The sequence below is a fragment of the Methylobacterium sp. NEAU K genome (assembly GCF_030700285.1).
Taxonomy (GTDB): domain Bacteria; phylum Pseudomonadota; class Alphaproteobacteria; order Rhizobiales; family Beijerinckiaceae; genus Methylobacterium.
In genome coordinates this window covers 50,014-63,789 of the sequence record NZ_JAUYZJ010000004.1, presented here as the reverse complement: position 1 = coordinate 63,789, position 13,776 = coordinate 50,014, and the positions used below count along the sequence as shown (strand labels likewise).

The 13,776-nt window shown below is 69.4% G+C and carries 13 protein-coding genes and 1 tRNA gene; 7 read left to right on the top strand and 7 right to left on the bottom strand.

Translation table 11 applies throughout. The annotated features are described in order from the left end of the window. Positions 1 to 86: 86 nt before the first annotated feature. The 3 genes from Q8W67_RS04690 to Q8W67_RS04680 all read right to left on the bottom strand — a co-directional run bounded on the left by Q8W67_RS04690 (position 87) and on the right by Q8W67_RS04680 (position 1,982). Positions 87 to 608 (bottom strand): MmcB family DNA repair protein, encoded by a 522-nt coding sequence (locus Q8W67_RS04690; RefSeq protein WP_305541450.1) that lies wholly within the window; start codon positions 606 to 608, stop codon positions 87 to 89. Between the two features lie 76 nt (positions 609 to 684). Then, positions 685 to 1,461 carry a cobalamin-binding protein gene (locus Q8W67_RS04685; protein WP_305541448.1) on the bottom strand — a complete coding sequence of 259 codons (777 nt, stop codon included), beginning with the start codon at positions 1,459 to 1,461 and terminating at the stop codon, positions 685 to 687. Then, positions 1,461 to 1,982 (bottom strand): DedA family protein, encoded by a 522-nt coding sequence (locus Q8W67_RS04680; protein WP_305541445.1) that lies wholly within the window; start codon positions 1,980 to 1,982, stop codon positions 1,461 to 1,463. The genes Q8W67_RS04685 and Q8W67_RS04680 overlap by 1 nt, the downstream gene beginning before the upstream one ends. A gap of 125 nt (positions 1,983 to 2,107) precedes the next feature. Here Q8W67_RS04680 and pdxY point away from each other — a divergent pair, with 125 nt between their 5' ends. Then, positions 2,108 to 2,956: a pyridoxal kinase PdxY gene (pdxY, locus tag Q8W67_RS04675; RefSeq protein ID WP_305541443.1), complete on the top strand. Its 849-nt coding sequence runs from the start codon at positions 2,108 to 2,110 to the stop codon at positions 2,954 to 2,956. Positions 2,957 to 3,357: 401 nt separating this feature from the next. Here the strand turns inward: pdxY and Q8W67_RS04670 are convergent, their stop codons facing one another. Continuing rightward, a complete protein-coding gene (locus Q8W67_RS04670) occupies positions 3,358 to 3,879 on the bottom strand; it encodes a BA14K family protein (protein ID WP_305541440.1) in 522 nt (173 codons plus the stop codon). Between the two features lie 543 nt (positions 3,880 to 4,422). Between Q8W67_RS04670 and Q8W67_RS04665 the strand changes: the two genes are divergently transcribed. The 6 genes from Q8W67_RS04665 (at position 4,423) to Q8W67_RS04640 (ending at position 10,215) form a co-directional block, all read left to right on the top strand. Then, positions 4,423 to 5,307, top strand: a complete 885-nt coding sequence (locus Q8W67_RS04665; protein WP_305541438.1) for a PhzF family phenazine biosynthesis protein — start codon at positions 4,423 to 4,425, stop codon at positions 5,305 to 5,307. Beyond that, a complete protein-coding gene (locus Q8W67_RS04660; RefSeq protein WP_305541435.1) occupies positions 5,300 to 6,037 on the top strand; it encodes an NUDIX hydrolase in 738 nt (245 codons plus the stop codon). Before Q8W67_RS04665 ends, Q8W67_RS04660 begins: the two co-directional genes overlap by 8 nt. 135 nt (positions 6,038 to 6,172) lie before the next feature. Continuing rightward, the gene (glgX, locus tag Q8W67_RS04655; RefSeq protein WP_305541432.1) at positions 6,173 to 8,437 is read left to right on the top strand and encodes a glycogen debranching protein GlgX; all 2,265 of its coding nucleotides are present in this window, start codon (positions 6,173 to 6,175) and stop codon (positions 8,435 to 8,437) included. 133 nt (positions 8,438 to 8,570) lie between these two features. After that, positions 8,571 to 8,660 (top strand) — tRNA-Ser (locus Q8W67_RS04650). Positions 8,661 to 8,938: 278 nt separating this feature from the next. Next, complete coding sequence (locus tag Q8W67_RS04645; protein ID WP_370693817.1) at positions 8,939 to 9,145, top strand: adenylyl-sulfate kinase; 207 nt, start codon at positions 8,939 to 8,941, stop codon at positions 9,143 to 9,145. 251 nt (positions 9,146 to 9,396) lie between these two features. Beyond that, positions 9,397 to 10,215 carry a universal stress protein gene (locus Q8W67_RS04640; RefSeq protein WP_305541430.1) on the top strand — a complete coding sequence of 273 codons (819 nt, stop codon included), beginning with the start codon at positions 9,397 to 9,399 and terminating at the stop codon, positions 10,213 to 10,215. A gap of 499 nt (positions 10,216 to 10,714) precedes the next feature. On the opposite strand, the gene Q8W67_RS04635 is transcribed toward Q8W67_RS04640, so the two are convergent. From Q8W67_RS04635 to Q8W67_RS04625, 3 genes are read right to left on the bottom strand one after another with little or no spacing between them, the layout of a single operon-like run. After that, positions 10,715 to 11,473 carry a DeoR/GlpR family DNA-binding transcription regulator gene (locus Q8W67_RS04635; protein ID WP_305541427.1) on the bottom strand — a complete coding sequence of 253 codons (759 nt, stop codon included), beginning with the start codon at positions 11,471 to 11,473 and terminating at the stop codon, positions 10,715 to 10,717. 60 nt (positions 11,474 to 11,533) lie between these two features. After that, positions 11,534 to 12,535, bottom strand: a complete 1,002-nt coding sequence (gene pdxA / locus Q8W67_RS04630) for a 4-hydroxythreonine-4-phosphate dehydrogenase PdxA (protein ID WP_305541425.1) — start codon at positions 12,533 to 12,535, stop codon at positions 11,534 to 11,536. Continuing rightward, positions 12,532 to 13,776 carry a four-carbon acid sugar kinase family protein gene (locus tag Q8W67_RS04625; RefSeq protein WP_305541422.1) on the bottom strand — a complete coding sequence of 415 codons (1,245 nt, stop codon included), beginning with the start codon at positions 13,774 to 13,776 and terminating at the stop codon, positions 12,532 to 12,534. The genes pdxA and Q8W67_RS04625 overlap by 4 nt, the downstream gene beginning before the upstream one ends.

Here is a 13,776-nt window from a genome sequence, read left to right as displayed (position 1 = left end):
AACCGACAGCCTGTCCGGGATCCGAATCTCGGACTCCGGCTTCGGACGACCGGCCTTCGCGGCTCTGAATGACGATCCCGACCGACCTAGAGCGCCCCTTCGCGCACCGCCCCCGGATCCGCCAGGGCGTGCAGGATGCGGGCGGCGCTGTGGGCGAAGCGCAGGGTCACGGCCTTGCGGCGGGGGCCGCTCAGCGCGTGCTCCGGAGCGTCCCGCAGGATCCCGGCGCCGTAGCCGTCGGCGACGATCAGCCCGCACTCCTCCGGGATCAGGGATTCCGGCACGTCCTCCGGGATCGCGAAGAAGAAGCGGTCGCAGAAATCGCGGTAATCCGGCCATTTCCGGTCGGCGCGGAAATCGGCCACGCTCGACTTGATCTCCACGATGGTGATCCGGCCCGCGCCGCACAGGGCGATGACGTCGGCCCGGCGCCCGCTCACCAGGGAGAATTCCGGCAGGGTGACGCAGCCCATCTCGGCAAACAGCCGGCGCACCCCACGCTGGATCCTCAGAGCGGTGGGCGACTGGCGCCGGTCCGGGGGCAGACGCGCGTCGCCGACCGGGGAGGCCGGGAGCGCGGATTCAGGAAGGCCGATGGAAGCGGACATTGACCTTGGGAGATGCGCCTGTATCGAATCGGGACATCCTGCCAAGCCGGGGCCCGGCCTGTCACCTGCGGCGCGATCACCGCAGGCAGGCGCGGAGCGCCGCAAATCCGTCGGTGAGCGCCGCCGGCCCGGGCTGGAGGATCAGCGGCGCCTTGATCTCGTGGATGCGCCCGTCGCGCACCGCCGGGATCGCGTCCCAGCCCGGCCGGGCCCGGATGCGGTCGATGTTGACCCGCTTGCCGCACCAAGAGGCCAGGATCACGTCGGGGGCGGCCGCAATCACCTGCTCGGCGGTGACGATCCGGTCCCGGGCGGCCTGTTGTCGGCTCAAGTCCGGGAAGACGTCGCACCCGCCGGCATACGCGATCAGGTCCGAGACCCAGCCGATGCCCGAGATCATCGGCGCGTCCCATTCCTCGAAGTAGACGCGCAGGGGCGGGCGCGTCTTCGCGTTCTCGCCCGCCCGCGCGAGATCCTCTTCGAAGCCTGCCGCCAGGGCTTCGGCGCGCTCCGGGACGCCCACCAGGGCCCCCAGGGTCCGCACCATCGCGAGGCACCCCGCTACGTCGCGCTGGTTGAAAAGGTGGACGGCGATACCCGCGCGGGCGAGGTCGGCGACGATGTCGGCCTGGAGGTCGGAGAACGCCAGGACGAGATCCGGCGCCAGCGCCAGGATCTTCGGGATGTCCGCGCTGGTGAAGGCGGAAACCCGCGGCTTCTCCCGGCGGACCCGGGGCGGCCGCACGGCGTAGCCGGAGACGCCGACGATCCGGTCCTCCTGGCCGAGCAGGTACAGGGTCTCGACGGTCTCCTCGGTGAGGCAGACGATGCGCTCGGGCGGGAAGCGCCGCATCAGCGGTCGAGCCAGGCCAGCAGGCCGGCCCCCGGCGCCAGCAGCACGAAGGCCCAGACCAGCGCCGAGGCGAGGTTGGCCGCCTGGAACGGCACCCGGGAGAGGCCGAGCGTCCCGGCCAGCAGCGGCACCAGGGCCCGGGCCGGCCCGAAGAACCGCCCCAGCGCCACCGCCGCCACGCCCCAGCGGCCGATGAAGCGCTCGGCCTTCGCGACGAGGTCGGGATAGCGCCGCAGCGGCCATTGAGTCCGAGCCCCCGGTCCGGCCCAGCGCCCGGCCTCGTAGGAGACCCAGTCCCCGATCGCGGCGCCGAACGCGGCCCCGGCCACCACCGGCCAGAGCGCGATGTCGGCGCCGCCGACCAGGGCACCGATGCCGATCAGGATCACGGTCGCCGGCACGAACAGCGACAGGATCGCGATCGATTCGCAGAAGGCCAGCACCCCCGCGATCAGAGGCGTCCAGGCCTTGTGCGCCTCGACGAAGGCGAGGGTCGAGGTACGCAGGGCTTCGATGTCCATCGGGCTCGGGGGGCGAACGGGGGATCGGCCCCATCTGAGGTGGGCGGGGCAGGGCGGCAAGGGACGGGGGATGCGGGCGAGGCCGGAACCGGCTAACCGTGTCATGACCAACAGCGAGTCCCGCGTTGAACGTCCTGTCGATCCAGTCCCACGTCGCCTACGGCCATGTCGGCAACGCCTCGGCGGTGTTCCCGATGCAGCGCCTCGGGGTCGAGGTCTGGCCCGTGAACACGGTCCAGTTCTCCAACCACACCGGCTACGGGGCTTGGCGGGGCCCGGTCTTCGAGGCGGATATGATCCGCGAGGTGGTGCGCGGCATCGGCGAGCGTGGGGTGCTGGGCAACTGCGACGCCGTGCTGTCGGGCTATATGGGCTCGGCCGAGATCGGATCCGCGATCCTGGAGGCGGTGGCGGCCGTGCGCGCGGCCAACCCGCGGGCGCTCTATTGCTGCGACCCGGTGATCGGCGATGTCGACCGCGGCGTCTACGTGCGGCCGGGAATCGAAGCGTTCCTGCGCGAGCGGGTCGTCCCGGCCGCCGACATCCTCACCCCCAACCAGTTCGAACTCGACCTGCTCACCGGCCTGCCGAGCCGGACCCTGCAGGAGGCCGGGGCCGCCATCGCGGCGCTGCAGGCGCGCGGGCCCCGGGTGGTGCTGGTCACCTCGGCGCTCTGCGCGGATACGCCGGATGACGGCATCGACCTCCTGGCCGGGGCGGAGGGCCAGGTATTCCGCGTGCGCACGCCCCGCCTCGACATCGCGGTCAACGGGGCGGGTGACTGCGTCGCGGCTTTGTTCCTGGTGCATTACGCCCGCGGCGGCTCGGCCGCGGCGGCCCTCGGCGCGGCCGCGGCCTCGGTCTACGGACTCCTGAAGCGCACCGCGCAGGCGGGATCCCGGGAGATCCTCACGGTGGCGGCGCAGGACGAGTTCGTGAACCCAAGCGAGACCTTTCCGGTGGAGGCAGTGTGAGCTGCGGCGCGGCGTGGGCGATCGCGGGTGGATGAAACGCACCCCTTTTTACGGCCGCCTGTGCTGCTCCTTGCGCCCAGACTGGAAACGGCGCGGAAACGGCGGCACCCCGCGACGTCAGGTTCTCCTCAAGCCTGCCCATCTTCGACGGTCGTGCGCCGCGGGAGGTGCCGAGCATAGTGCGCAAAGCCACGGCGATCCGGAGATCGTGCTGCGCGACCTCGATGCGGCCTCCGAGCGCCGTCGCCGGCGCGCGCTGGAAGGCCTGTCGCCCGAGACGATCCCGCGCCTCGAAGTCGAAGCCGCCCTGACCGATCCCGGCTGTAGCCCCCAGTCCCAGCGCCGTCGAGCGCACTCAGCGCATCGTCGCAGTTACCATGGGGGTCTATCGACCAGGCCGCTCAAGGACAAGGATGCCGCTGGCCGTCGTAGCCGAGATACGTCCCCGACGCCGGATCGTATGAGCGATAGCGCTGCTGACAATAGGCGACCGCTTCGCTCGTGGCCGGACCCGCCCCGGCTATCGGAGCCTCGGGATAAGCGTAAGTCGTCGGCGCATAATTGTCATCGTATCCAGGATAGCCGTAGGCTCCAGGATAGCCGTAGGCAGGATTGGTCACCGCCAAGCCGAGGCCGACCCCTGCGGCAGCCGCGCCGAGGCCGTAGCCATAGCGGCGCCCGTAGCCATAGCCTGGCCGCACGCCGGGATAGCGGCCGACCCCTCCGGCGACAGCGCCTCTATGGAATCCGCCACCGCGGAAGCCCCCTCCGACATGCGCGCCACCGGCTCGAAAGCCGCCCCCGTGGAACCCGCCCGCCATGCGCCCGCCCCCGCCTCGGAAGCCTCCGCGCGCGTCGGCTGTCGCAGGAAGCATGGCCAATGCACCGATCAGCCCGGCGGTGACGAGCAGGGTCTTGTTCATGACAGGCCTCCCGTGCCCAAGGCTTCGGCGTGGAGTTACCGAGTCGGATGGCACCCGCACACTCTGGCCGATCCGGTTGCGCCACTCCTTGATCTCGCTCAAGACTTTGCCGGATCATGCAAGCCCGCGTTGAGCCGGCCTCGCGCGCCGTAGCGCGGAAGGCGACGGTGCAATTCTGTCCTCAGGTTCGAAGCCCGAGGCGGGTGATGTGGCGGCTCCAGTCTGGTCTCCGAGCAGACGCTCAGCCGGATCCTGCGGGCATGGGTCACGCCAAGCCCTCGATCCCGCCCCGCCATCCGTCCCAGGACCCGGCGCCCATCGCGGGCTTTCAACAAGCCTTCCAGCCCGGCGCAGACCGCGCAAGCCCCGGGCGGCAGGCCGATGGAGGTCCGGTTCATCGAGGCCCTTCGACACGCTCTGCTCGGCGACCCGTGGTGGGTCGATCGAGCCCGCAGCAACGTGTACCAAGGGGCGGATTTCGGACCCCGGCCGAAGCCGCCGGGCGAGAGGCCCGTTCAGAGGCAAGCAGGAAGGTCCGACACGATGGCGCGCCGCTTCGTCACCCTCGACGTGTTCACCGAGCAGAAGCTCGCCGGCAATCCGCTTGCTGTCGTGCTCGATGCGGACGGCCTCGATACGGCCGCGATGCAGGCCATCGCTGCGGAGTTCAACCTCTCCGAGACGGTGTTCGTGCTGCCCCCCAGCGAGGCCCGGCACCGGGCACGGCTGCGGATCTTCACCCCCGGGCGGGAGTTGCCCTTCGCCGGCCACCCGACGGTGGGGGCCGCGGTGCTGCTGGCCCTTGAGAATCCCTCCCGAGGCGATGCCCGCGCCTTCGGCCTGGAGGAGGGGATCGGGATCGTGCCCTGCGTGGTCGAGACCCTGGCGGACGGGAGCGGCGGGCGGGCGCGGTTCAAGCTGCCGGCGATGCCGGAATATCTCGGCCCCGGCCCGGAGCCCGAGATCCTGGCGCCGCTGATCGGCCTGAAGCCCGGCGACATCGGCACCGGCCGGCACGGCCCGAGCCGCCACGGGGTCGGCCCGAGCTTCACCTGCGTGCCGGTCGGCTCGGTGGCGGCCCTCGATGCGGCCCGGTCGGTCCAGGCGCCCGACCCGAATGACGGGCTCTACCTCTACGCGCCCGATCCCGAGGGCGCGGGCCAGAGCTGGCGGGTTCGGATGTTCGCGCCGAACTTCGGCGTATCGGAGGATCCCGCCACCGGCTCGGCCGCCGCCGCCTTCGCGGGGGTGCTGATGCAGTTCGAGACCCTGGGGGAGGGCACCCACGACGTGGCGATCCGCCAGGGCCAGGCCATGGGCCGGCCGAGCGAGATCGCGCTCCAGCTCACCATCGAGTCGGGCGCCCTGCGCTCGGTGGAAATCGGCGGCGCCGCGGTGATCGTGTCGCAGGGCACGCTGCGTGTCTGACGGCTTCCGGATCACGCGGCTCTCCGGCGTAACGGCCCGGTTCGTGGACTACGAATGGCCATTCGCCCGGAGGAACGCGGCGGCGATCGCCGCGCACTGGCGCGGCCGCGTCGCGCGCAGCCCGGGGATGTTCGACGGGACCGTGCTCCTGGGCTGCGCCAGCGCAATCGTCGACGGGATCGCCCGGGTCGACCTGTTCGCCACGCGCTATTCGAGCTTCATCGCGTACCGGGACGGCCGGCACGCCGACGGGTGCGTCGTCAACGCCTTCGCGGCGATCGTGCCCCGGAGCGCGGACGGTGCCGTCCTGCTCGGCGAGATGGGTGCCCACACGGCCAATGCCGGCCAGCTCTATTTCCCGTGCGGCACACCGGACCCGGACGACGTGCGCGGGGCGAGCGTCGACCTCGCCGGCAGCGCAGCCCGCGAGCTGCTCGAGGAGACCGGGCTGGCGCTGCCGGAGGATGCCGAGGCCGGCTGGGTGCTGATCGAAGGGGAGGGCCAGCTCGCCTTCCTGCGGCCGGTGCTGTTCCCGGAGCCGGCCGCCGCGCTCGACGCGCGCATCGAGGCCCATCGCCGGCGCGAGGCCGAGCCGGAACTCGCAGGGATCCACATCGTGCGGGATGTCGGCGGCCTCGACGCGAGCCGGATGCCGGGCTTCGTGCGGGCCTATCTCGCACATGCATTCGCGCCCGCCGCCCTCCCTCCCGGCACTGCCCGCGCTCCCTGACGCGGAGTGGGGTGCGCCGCAAAAATTCGCCGGCGACGGCGGAGCTTCGCCGTTCGGAGCACGTTTGCGTTGCGGTCCGGGACGCCGGCCGGGGCGCCCCGGCCGGCGTCCCAGGCTGCCAGCACCGGAGTTACCATGGCCGACCCGAACCGCCCGACCACCACCCGCGCGGCCCGCTCGCGCATCCAGGAGGGCCAGCCCTACCCGCTCGGCGCCACCTGGGATGGCTTGGGCGTCAACTTCGCCCTGTTCTCGGCCCACGCCACCAAGGTCGAGCTCTGCCTGTTCGACGACCAGGGTGAGCGCGAGATCGAGCGGATCGATCTGCCCGAATACACGGACGAGATCTGGCACGGCTACCTGCCGGACGCGCGCCCCGGCACGATCTACGGCTATCGCGTCCACGGCCCCTACGAGCCCAAGGCCGGCCACCGCTTCAACCCCAACAAGCTGCTGATCGACCCCTACGCGAAGGGGCTCGTCGGCTCGATCACCTGGAACCCCGCGCTGTTCGGCTACAGGATGGAATCGGGCGACGACCTGACCTTCGACGAGCGCGACAGCGCCCCGTTCAACCGCCGCTCGCGGGTGATCGATCCGGCCTTCACCTGGGGCCGGCACCGCAAGCCGAACGTATCCTGGGACAAGACCATCTTCTACGAGGCCCACGTGAAGGGCATGACCAAGCTCGACCCGCGGGTCCCGGAGAAGCTGCGCGGCACCTATGCCGGGCTGGGCACCCCGGACGTGCTCGACTACATCAAGAGCCTCGGCGTCACCTCGGTTGAGCTACTGCCGGTGCATTCCTTCGTGCAGGACGACTACCTGCAGCAGAAGGACCTGGTGAATTACTGGGGCTACAACACGATCTCGTTCTTCACCCCCGCCCGGCGCTATGCGGCAGTGCCGGACTTCGCCTTCTCCGAGTTCAAGGAAATGGTCTCGCGCTTCCACGGCGCCGGCCTCGAGGTGATCCTCGACGTGGTCTACAACCACACCGCCGAGGGCAACGAGAAGGGCCCGACCCTGTCGTTCAAGGGCGTCGACAACGCCTCCTACTACCGGCTGCTGCCGGGCGAGCCGCGCTACTACATCAACGACACCGGCACCGGGAACACCTTCAACCTGTCGCATCCGCGGGTGCTGCAGCTCGTGACCGACTCGCTGCGCTACTGGGCCACCGAGATGCGGGTCGACGGGTTCCGGTTCGACCTCGCGACCATCCTGGGCCGGGAGCCCTACGGCTTCGACGAGGGCGGCGGCTTCCTCGACACCTGCCGGCAGGATCCGGTGCTCAACGGCGTCAAGCTCATCGCCGAACCGTGGGATTGCGGCCCCGGCGGCTACCAGGTCGGCGGCTTCCCGCCCGGCTGGGCCGAGTGGAACGACCGGTTCCGCGACGATGTCCGGGCCTACTGGAAGGGCGATGCCGGCCTGTTGCCGGACGTCGCCGCGCGGATCGCCGGCTCGGCCGACAAGTTCAACAAGCGCGGGCGCAAGCCCTGGGCGTCGGTGAACTTCCTCACCGCCCATGACGGCTTCACCCTGCACGATACGGTGGCCTACAACGACAAGCACAACGAGGCCAACGGCGAGGGCAACCGCGACGGCCACTCGCACAACCTCTCGTACAATTATGGCGTCGAGGGCCCTACCGACGACCCGGAGATCCGGGCCGTGCGCCTGCGCCAGATGCGCAACATGCTGGCGACCCTGTTCCTGTCGCGCGGCACCCCGATGCTGCTCGCCGGGGACGAGTTCGCCCGTACCCAGAACGGCAACAACAACGCCTATTGCCAGGACAACGCGGTCTCCTGGCTCGACTGGGGGGCGATCGGCGCCGAGGAGCGAGATCTCGCCGAGTTCACCCAGCGCCTGATCATCCTGCGCAACGCCCTGCCGATCCTCAGCCGCGGGCGGTTCCTCACCGGCGGGTACGACGAGGAGTTCGGCGTCAAGGACGTCATGTGGCTGCGCCCGGATGGGGGCGAGATGGCCGGCGAGAACTGGTCCGAGGCTGAGGCGCGGGCCTTCGCGGTCCAGCTCGACGGCCGCGCCCAGGCCACCGGCCTCCATCGCCGCGGCGGCGACGCGACCCTGCTGCTGATGTTCAACGCCTACCACGACGTGGTGTCGTTCACGCTCCCCGAATCGGTGGGCGGCGAGGCCTGGACACGGCTGCTCGACACCAACCTGCCCGACAGCCAGGACGTGGAGAGCTTCAAGTTCGGCACTAGCTACGACGTGACCGGGCGCTCGCTGCTGATGTTCGTGCTGAAGCCCGAGGACACCCCGGGGGACGAGGCCACCGACATGGAGCGCTCGTACCAGCACGTGATGCAGGCGTACGAGCGCGCGAACGTGGAGAGCGTCCACTTCCACCTCGACCCGGAGGCGTGAGCCCGAGCCGGGCGGGACGGTTTTCGTCCTGCCCGGCCGCGTCCGCCTTGCGCCCGGAGGCACACCCGGCTAACAGCACCCCACCGCGCGGCCCTGGTCGCGCCCGGCGCGCCCGGGCGCCCCGTCCGCGGCCGGAGGGGTGGCCGAGTGGTTGAAGGCGCACGCCTGGAAAGTGTGTATACGGGAAACCGTATCGCGGGTTCGAATCCCGCTCCCTCCGCCATCGACCACAGTAACGTGCTGTTTGGGCTGTATTTTTTGGGATAGCCCATCCCCATCCCAACCTCCAGGCCGAGATGATGTCGTGGCTTGGACCGGGCGTGGTCGGATTTGCCTGGACGGCGTGAGGGCAAGTCGAGCCTCTAACCCATCGACACCATCGGCTTTCATGATGCACCGGGCGGGGACGGTCAGACGCGCGGATGAGGGGGGCGCGCCGTTTCGCGGAGGCGGCCTCCGTCGTCATCGTTTCACTGATCTCACGCTACCGAGACCCGGCGTATCGCCGGTGACATCGCCCTCCTGAATGCGTTCGTTGACGCTCCGCTGGAGATCCGAGCGGCTCGCGATCCGAAGGGTCCCTGCAAACGGGCACGCTCCGGCCAGATAACCGGTTTCACCGGCGTGTCTGCTCCCTATGAGAAGTCGACGCGGCCCGACCAGATTATTTCGGCCCGGGATCGCTCGCGGCGTCGGCGGAGTTGCTGAGCGGCGTGCGGCGGGGCGAGCAGCCGATGCGACGGTCGACCTCGCTTCGATGACGCGGACGACGCGGCCGCCACCTACGCCCCCGATCTGGAAAATCGTCGTCTTCTGTGCATGCTACTGAAGATGCAGATGCATTGGCAGCAAAGCACTGCGGTGCACCGACGGGACCGTATTACCAGCACGGCTCTGACGGGACGTGTGATAAGGTCGTGCTCGAAGTCGGAAGAGCGTCTGCCGGGGCGATGGGGCTCATGTCATACGAAAATGTCGTGGTTCCCCTCGATCTTGGGGCCAGTTCCATTGCTCGGCTGAAGCTTGCTGCCGGTTTGGCAGTTCGGTTTGATGCACGGTTGACCGGTATCGCAGCCCGCGAAGCGTCTCGCCCTTACGGGCACGGCAAAGGAGGCCTCATCACCTCGAAAATGATCGACAGCGAAAGACATCATACGATCTTTGAACTTTCCCGTGTTGAAGCGATGTTCCGCAAGGAGACAGAGAATCTTGAACGTGCCGAGTATTACTCCGCCGCGATGGGTCCTCAAGCCTTTCTCATAGAACAGACCCGAACGGCCGATCTTGTCGTTTGCAATCGACCATATGACGGCACTATCGACGCGTGGTTCTCGGATCTATCGCCGGGCACCCTGTTGATGAGACTTGGCTGCCCCCTCCTGATTGCGCCATTGGGCCTCGACGCGGTCGCGGGGCGGCGCATAGTCGTCGCCTGGAAGGACACACGCGAGGCTCGGCGGGCGGTGCGAGACAGCCAGCCATTCCTGAGAAAAGCCGAAGCGGTCTTCTTCGTCGTCGTAGGGCCCGATACCGAGGCGGACAGCGCGAAGGATATTACGGCCTCTCTAACGCAGAAAGGCGTCTGCTGTAAGATCGTGGCGATCAGCAAAGGCCGTCTGCGTGTATCGGCCGAGATCTTGAAATTAGCAGCGGATGAAGGTGCAGACCTTCTGGTAACGGGGGCTTATGGCCATGCCCGTCTGCATGAGTTCATCTATGGAAGCGTGACCCGCGATCTCCTGGATACATCTCCCATCAGCTGCCTGATGGCGCATTGAACGACAATTCTCGCGCGTAAACCACCCAGGCTTTTCTTCCCCCAATCATCGTCGGACCGGACCGGGATTTTGGGACGGGTCGATCGCGAGGCGACTGACTGGCGGCGCCCACGGATAGCCGGAGGTTTCCGGCACGGATGCCAACAAGACGCGCGGCGCGAACGACGATTTCTGAAGTGATTGCACTGCCTCGGCAAAGAGCGCGTGCCGCGTTCCTCTGCGTCAGGACACGCGATGTTTGGTCCCGGCACTGGATGGGTACGCCGTTCCGCCCCCGCCCGTAGCCCGACCCGCATCGCCCCGCCGACCTCACCGCCCGCATTGATTAGGTCAGGCCTCGACAGACCGCGCGATACCGTCGGGCGCGGCCATCACCGGAGGCGTGCGTTGGTGGGGCGACGTTGAACGACCAGGATGCGCTGAAACACGGCCCGCCCGACTCCCAGCGGGCCCTCTCCCAGATCGATGGCGATCGGCTCGCCCGCCTGCGCCCGCAGCATCAAGCGCTGGCCACCACCAGGCAGGCGCCCGCTTCCGCAAGGCGCTGCCGCTGGTCCTGTGAAACGGCCGCATCGGTGACCAAGGTCCAGCGCCGCGGCAGGGGAGCCCACGCCATCTGCTCCGCGCGACCAAGCTTGCCCGCGTTGGCCAATACGATCGTCTCCTGCGACTGCGCAATCATCGCTGATTTGAGAGCCACTTGATCGAGGCTCGCCTCGCACAGGCCGCGTCCGGCCACGACGCCGTCCGCACTCATCACCGCGCGATCGGCCGTCATTCTCTGGAGCGCCTCGATGGCCAGCGGGCCGACGGTGCCCATGCTCGTCGCCCTCAGGCTGCCGCCGAGCACGACGAGGTCGATCCCCGGCGCACGGGCGAGAAAGGGCAGCAGCGCGAGGTTATTGGTGATGATGCGCAGGCGCCGGTCGAGGAGAAGCCGCCCGAAAGCCGCCACGGTGGAGCCCGCATCGAGGATCAGCGTCTGGCCGTCCTCGACGAGCGCGAGCGCGGCACGCGCGATCGCCTGCTTCTCGGGGCCGTTGACCGCCAGCCTCTGGTCGAGCGTCGTCTCGGCCGACGCACCGGCGAGGATGGCGCCGCCGTAAGTCCGTCGCACCACCCGGGTGTCCGAGAGCTGCTGAAGGTCGCGCCGGACGGTCGAGGCAGATACGCCGAAACGGCGAGCGAGGTCGTCGACGTCGATCTCGCCCAGGCCGAGCGCTTCCAGCAACCGAGCCCGGCGTTCACTACCGCGCATCGCTGTGCTCTTTCTATCGATCCACCACGGGGAATCCCCCGATCGGTACTGGGGACCCTGTCAGGCCGCCAGTGGCTTCGGCGCTAGTTCGACCGCCTGTCGCAGCGCCTCGATGAGGCTGCGCTCGTCCGCGACGCCCGTGCCGGCGATGTCGAAAGCGGTGCCGTGGTCGACGGAGGTGCGGATCACCGGGAGACCGACGGTAATGTTCACACCGGCCTCCAGTCCCAGAACCTTGATCGGGCCGTGGCCCTGATCGTGGTACATGGCCACCACCATGTCGTAATCGCCCCGGCCGGCGAGGAAGAACAGCGTGTCGGCGGGCAACGGTCCGCGAACGTCCCAGCCCTTGGCGCGGCAGGCGTCCACGGCCGGCGTGATCTTTTCCGCCTCCTCGCCATGGCCGAACAAGCCGTTCTCGCCGGCATGCGGATTGATGGCACACACCCCGATCTTCGGATTGGCGATGCCGGCCTTCGCCAGCACGGCGTGGCCGCGGGCGATGACGCGCTCGACGAGACCGGGCTCGATCCGAGCGATCGCGTCGATCAAGCCGATATGTGTCGTCACGTGGATCACCCGAAGCTTGGGCGAGACCAGCATCATCGACACTTCCGGCGTCCCGGTGAGGTGGGCGAGCATTTCCGTGTGCCCGGGAAACTTGTGGCCGGCGGCGTGCAGCGCCTCCTTCGACAGGGGGGCGGTGCAGATGCCCTGCGCCTGTCCCGCCTGCACGATCTCCACCGCGGCCGCGATACAGCGGTACGCGGTCTCGCCGGCGATCGCGGACAACTTTCCGAATGGCAGGTCCTCGGGCACGCATTTCAGGTCGACGCACTGGACCGCTTCGGTGCCGAACACGGCCGCCCTAGCGTCGGCGAGCGAATCGACCCGGATCTCGGCACCGACGATGCGGCCGGCCTGCCGGAGGCGCCCGGCATCGCCGATCACCAACGGCCGGCAGATCGCGTGGACCTCCGGATGCGTCAACGCCTTCATGATGATCTCCGGCCCGATGCCAGCGGGATCGCCCATGGTGACGGCGATGATCGGACGGGTCATGTCAGGCTTCCTTCGGTTCGCGCCCTGTGAAGGCGGTCACGGATGCGCGCAAGGCTGTCGGCGTCGCCGAAGGCGCCCGCCTTCGTGGCGATGGGAATCGATATCCGGCCGAGTGTGAGGCCGAGCGAAACGCCCGGCTCGATCTCGTCAGCCACTTGGATTCCGTGGACACCGAAGCGCTTCAACAGTGCCGCGGCGGTCTCGCCGCCGGTGGCTGCGAGCGCCCCGATATGGCCGGCGATCGGGGCCAGCGCGTCGGCCAGCGCGTGCGCGAGGCGAGGCCCGAGGCTCATGTCGGGCTGGCGCTCCACCATGATTTCGACCAGGGCGTCCTCGCCGGTGGCCAGCCGCTGCGCGAGGCGCAGGGCCAAGTCCGCCAGACCGCCCCCGTCCGCCAGCAGGGTCTCGATCTTGACCGGCAGGTGCGCCACGGCGCCACCTGCCAGGAGGCGTCGCGCGCTCGCGCGCGAGACTCCAGCGAGCGAGCCGACGACGATGAGCGACCCGCGCCCGACCGGCGCGATCCGGACGGGATCGAGGGCGGCGGCAGGCCTGGCCGCGGCCAAGGCGTGAGCGAGGCCGGCGCTGCCGATGAAAAAGGCCGATGGTGTTGCGGCCAGGCCCGCATCGGCGATGCGACGCAGATCGTCGTCGGTTTCGGCATCGCAAACGACAATTCCGTCGCCACCGGCCGCGATCTCCGCCATCGCGCCGGCGAGATTGCCGCCGCGCACCGCCGGCAGGGTGAGCGTCCAGGACCGGATCCCGGCCGAGGCCAGAACCGCACCGAGGTCGGCGCTCGCATAGGTATGATCGCGCCGCCACACCTCGGCCTCCTCCAACGGGCGGCCGCCAACACGGATCCGGCCGTCCACGGTGGTCCGGCCGGTCCCGGGAAAGGCCGGCGCCAACACGCCGAAGGCCCGACCGGACCGGGCTCGCACGTGGGCCAGCGTCGCGGCGCTCTCGGCGGCGGGCTGACCGCGCACCGTCGAGTCGATCTTCTTGAACAATCGGCGATCCGCGGTGTGCAGCCGTTCCAGCAAGGCCGTGTGGCGCCGGGCGGCGGCCTCGGCGCCCAGGCCACGGCTGTCGGCATCGTAGGACAGGATCGGGATCCGTCGGTCGGGAGCCGCCTCGCCCCAGATCACGGCGGCGGCGCTGCCGCGCCGACGGAACGCGATCGCGCAGTCCGCGGCGCCCGTCAGATCGTCGGCGAGGATGAGCCAGCGCGCGACCAT

What these genes read in the sequence shown, in the direction of transcription:
- Q8W67_RS04690 (WP_305541450.1), bottom strand. Translation starts at nt 608, where the DNA reads ATGTCCGCTTCCATCGGCCTTCCTGAATCCGCGCTCCCGGCCTCCCCG.
- Q8W67_RS04685 (WP_305541448.1), bottom strand. Translation starts at nt 1,461, where the DNA reads ATGCGGCGCTTCCCGCCCGAGCGCATCGTCTGCCTCACCGAGGAGACC.
- Q8W67_RS04680 (WP_305541445.1), bottom strand. Translation starts at nt 1,982, where the DNA reads ATGGACATCGAAGCCCTGCGTACCTCGACCCTCGCCTTCGTCGAGGCG.
- Q8W67_RS04670 (WP_305541440.1), bottom strand. Translation starts at nt 3,879, where the DNA reads ATGAACAAGACCCTGCTCGTCACCGCCGGGCTGATCGGTGCATTGGCC.
- Q8W67_RS04665 (WP_305541438.1), top strand. Translation starts at nt 4,423, where the DNA reads ATGGCGCGCCGCTTCGTCACCCTCGACGTGTTCACCGAGCAGAAGCTC.
- glgX (WP_305541432.1), top strand. Translation starts at nt 6,173, where the DNA reads ATGGCCGACCCGAACCGCCCGACCACCACCCGCGCGGCCCGCTCGCGC.
- Q8W67_RS04640 (WP_305541430.1), top strand. Translation starts at nt 9,397, where the DNA reads ATGTCATACGAAAATGTCGTGGTTCCCCTCGATCTTGGGGCCAGTTCC.
- Q8W67_RS04635 (WP_305541427.1), bottom strand. Translation starts at nt 11,473, where the DNA reads ATGCGCGGTAGTGAACGCCGGGCTCGGTTGCTGGAAGCGCTCGGCCTG.
- pdxA (WP_305541425.1), bottom strand. Translation starts at nt 12,535, where the DNA reads ATGACCCGTCCGATCATCGCCGTCACCATGGGCGATCCCGCTGGCATC.
- Q8W67_RS04625 (WP_305541422.1), bottom strand. Translation starts at nt 13,776, where the DNA reads ATGGTCGCGCGCTGGCTCATCCTCGCCGACGATCTGACGGGCGCCGCG.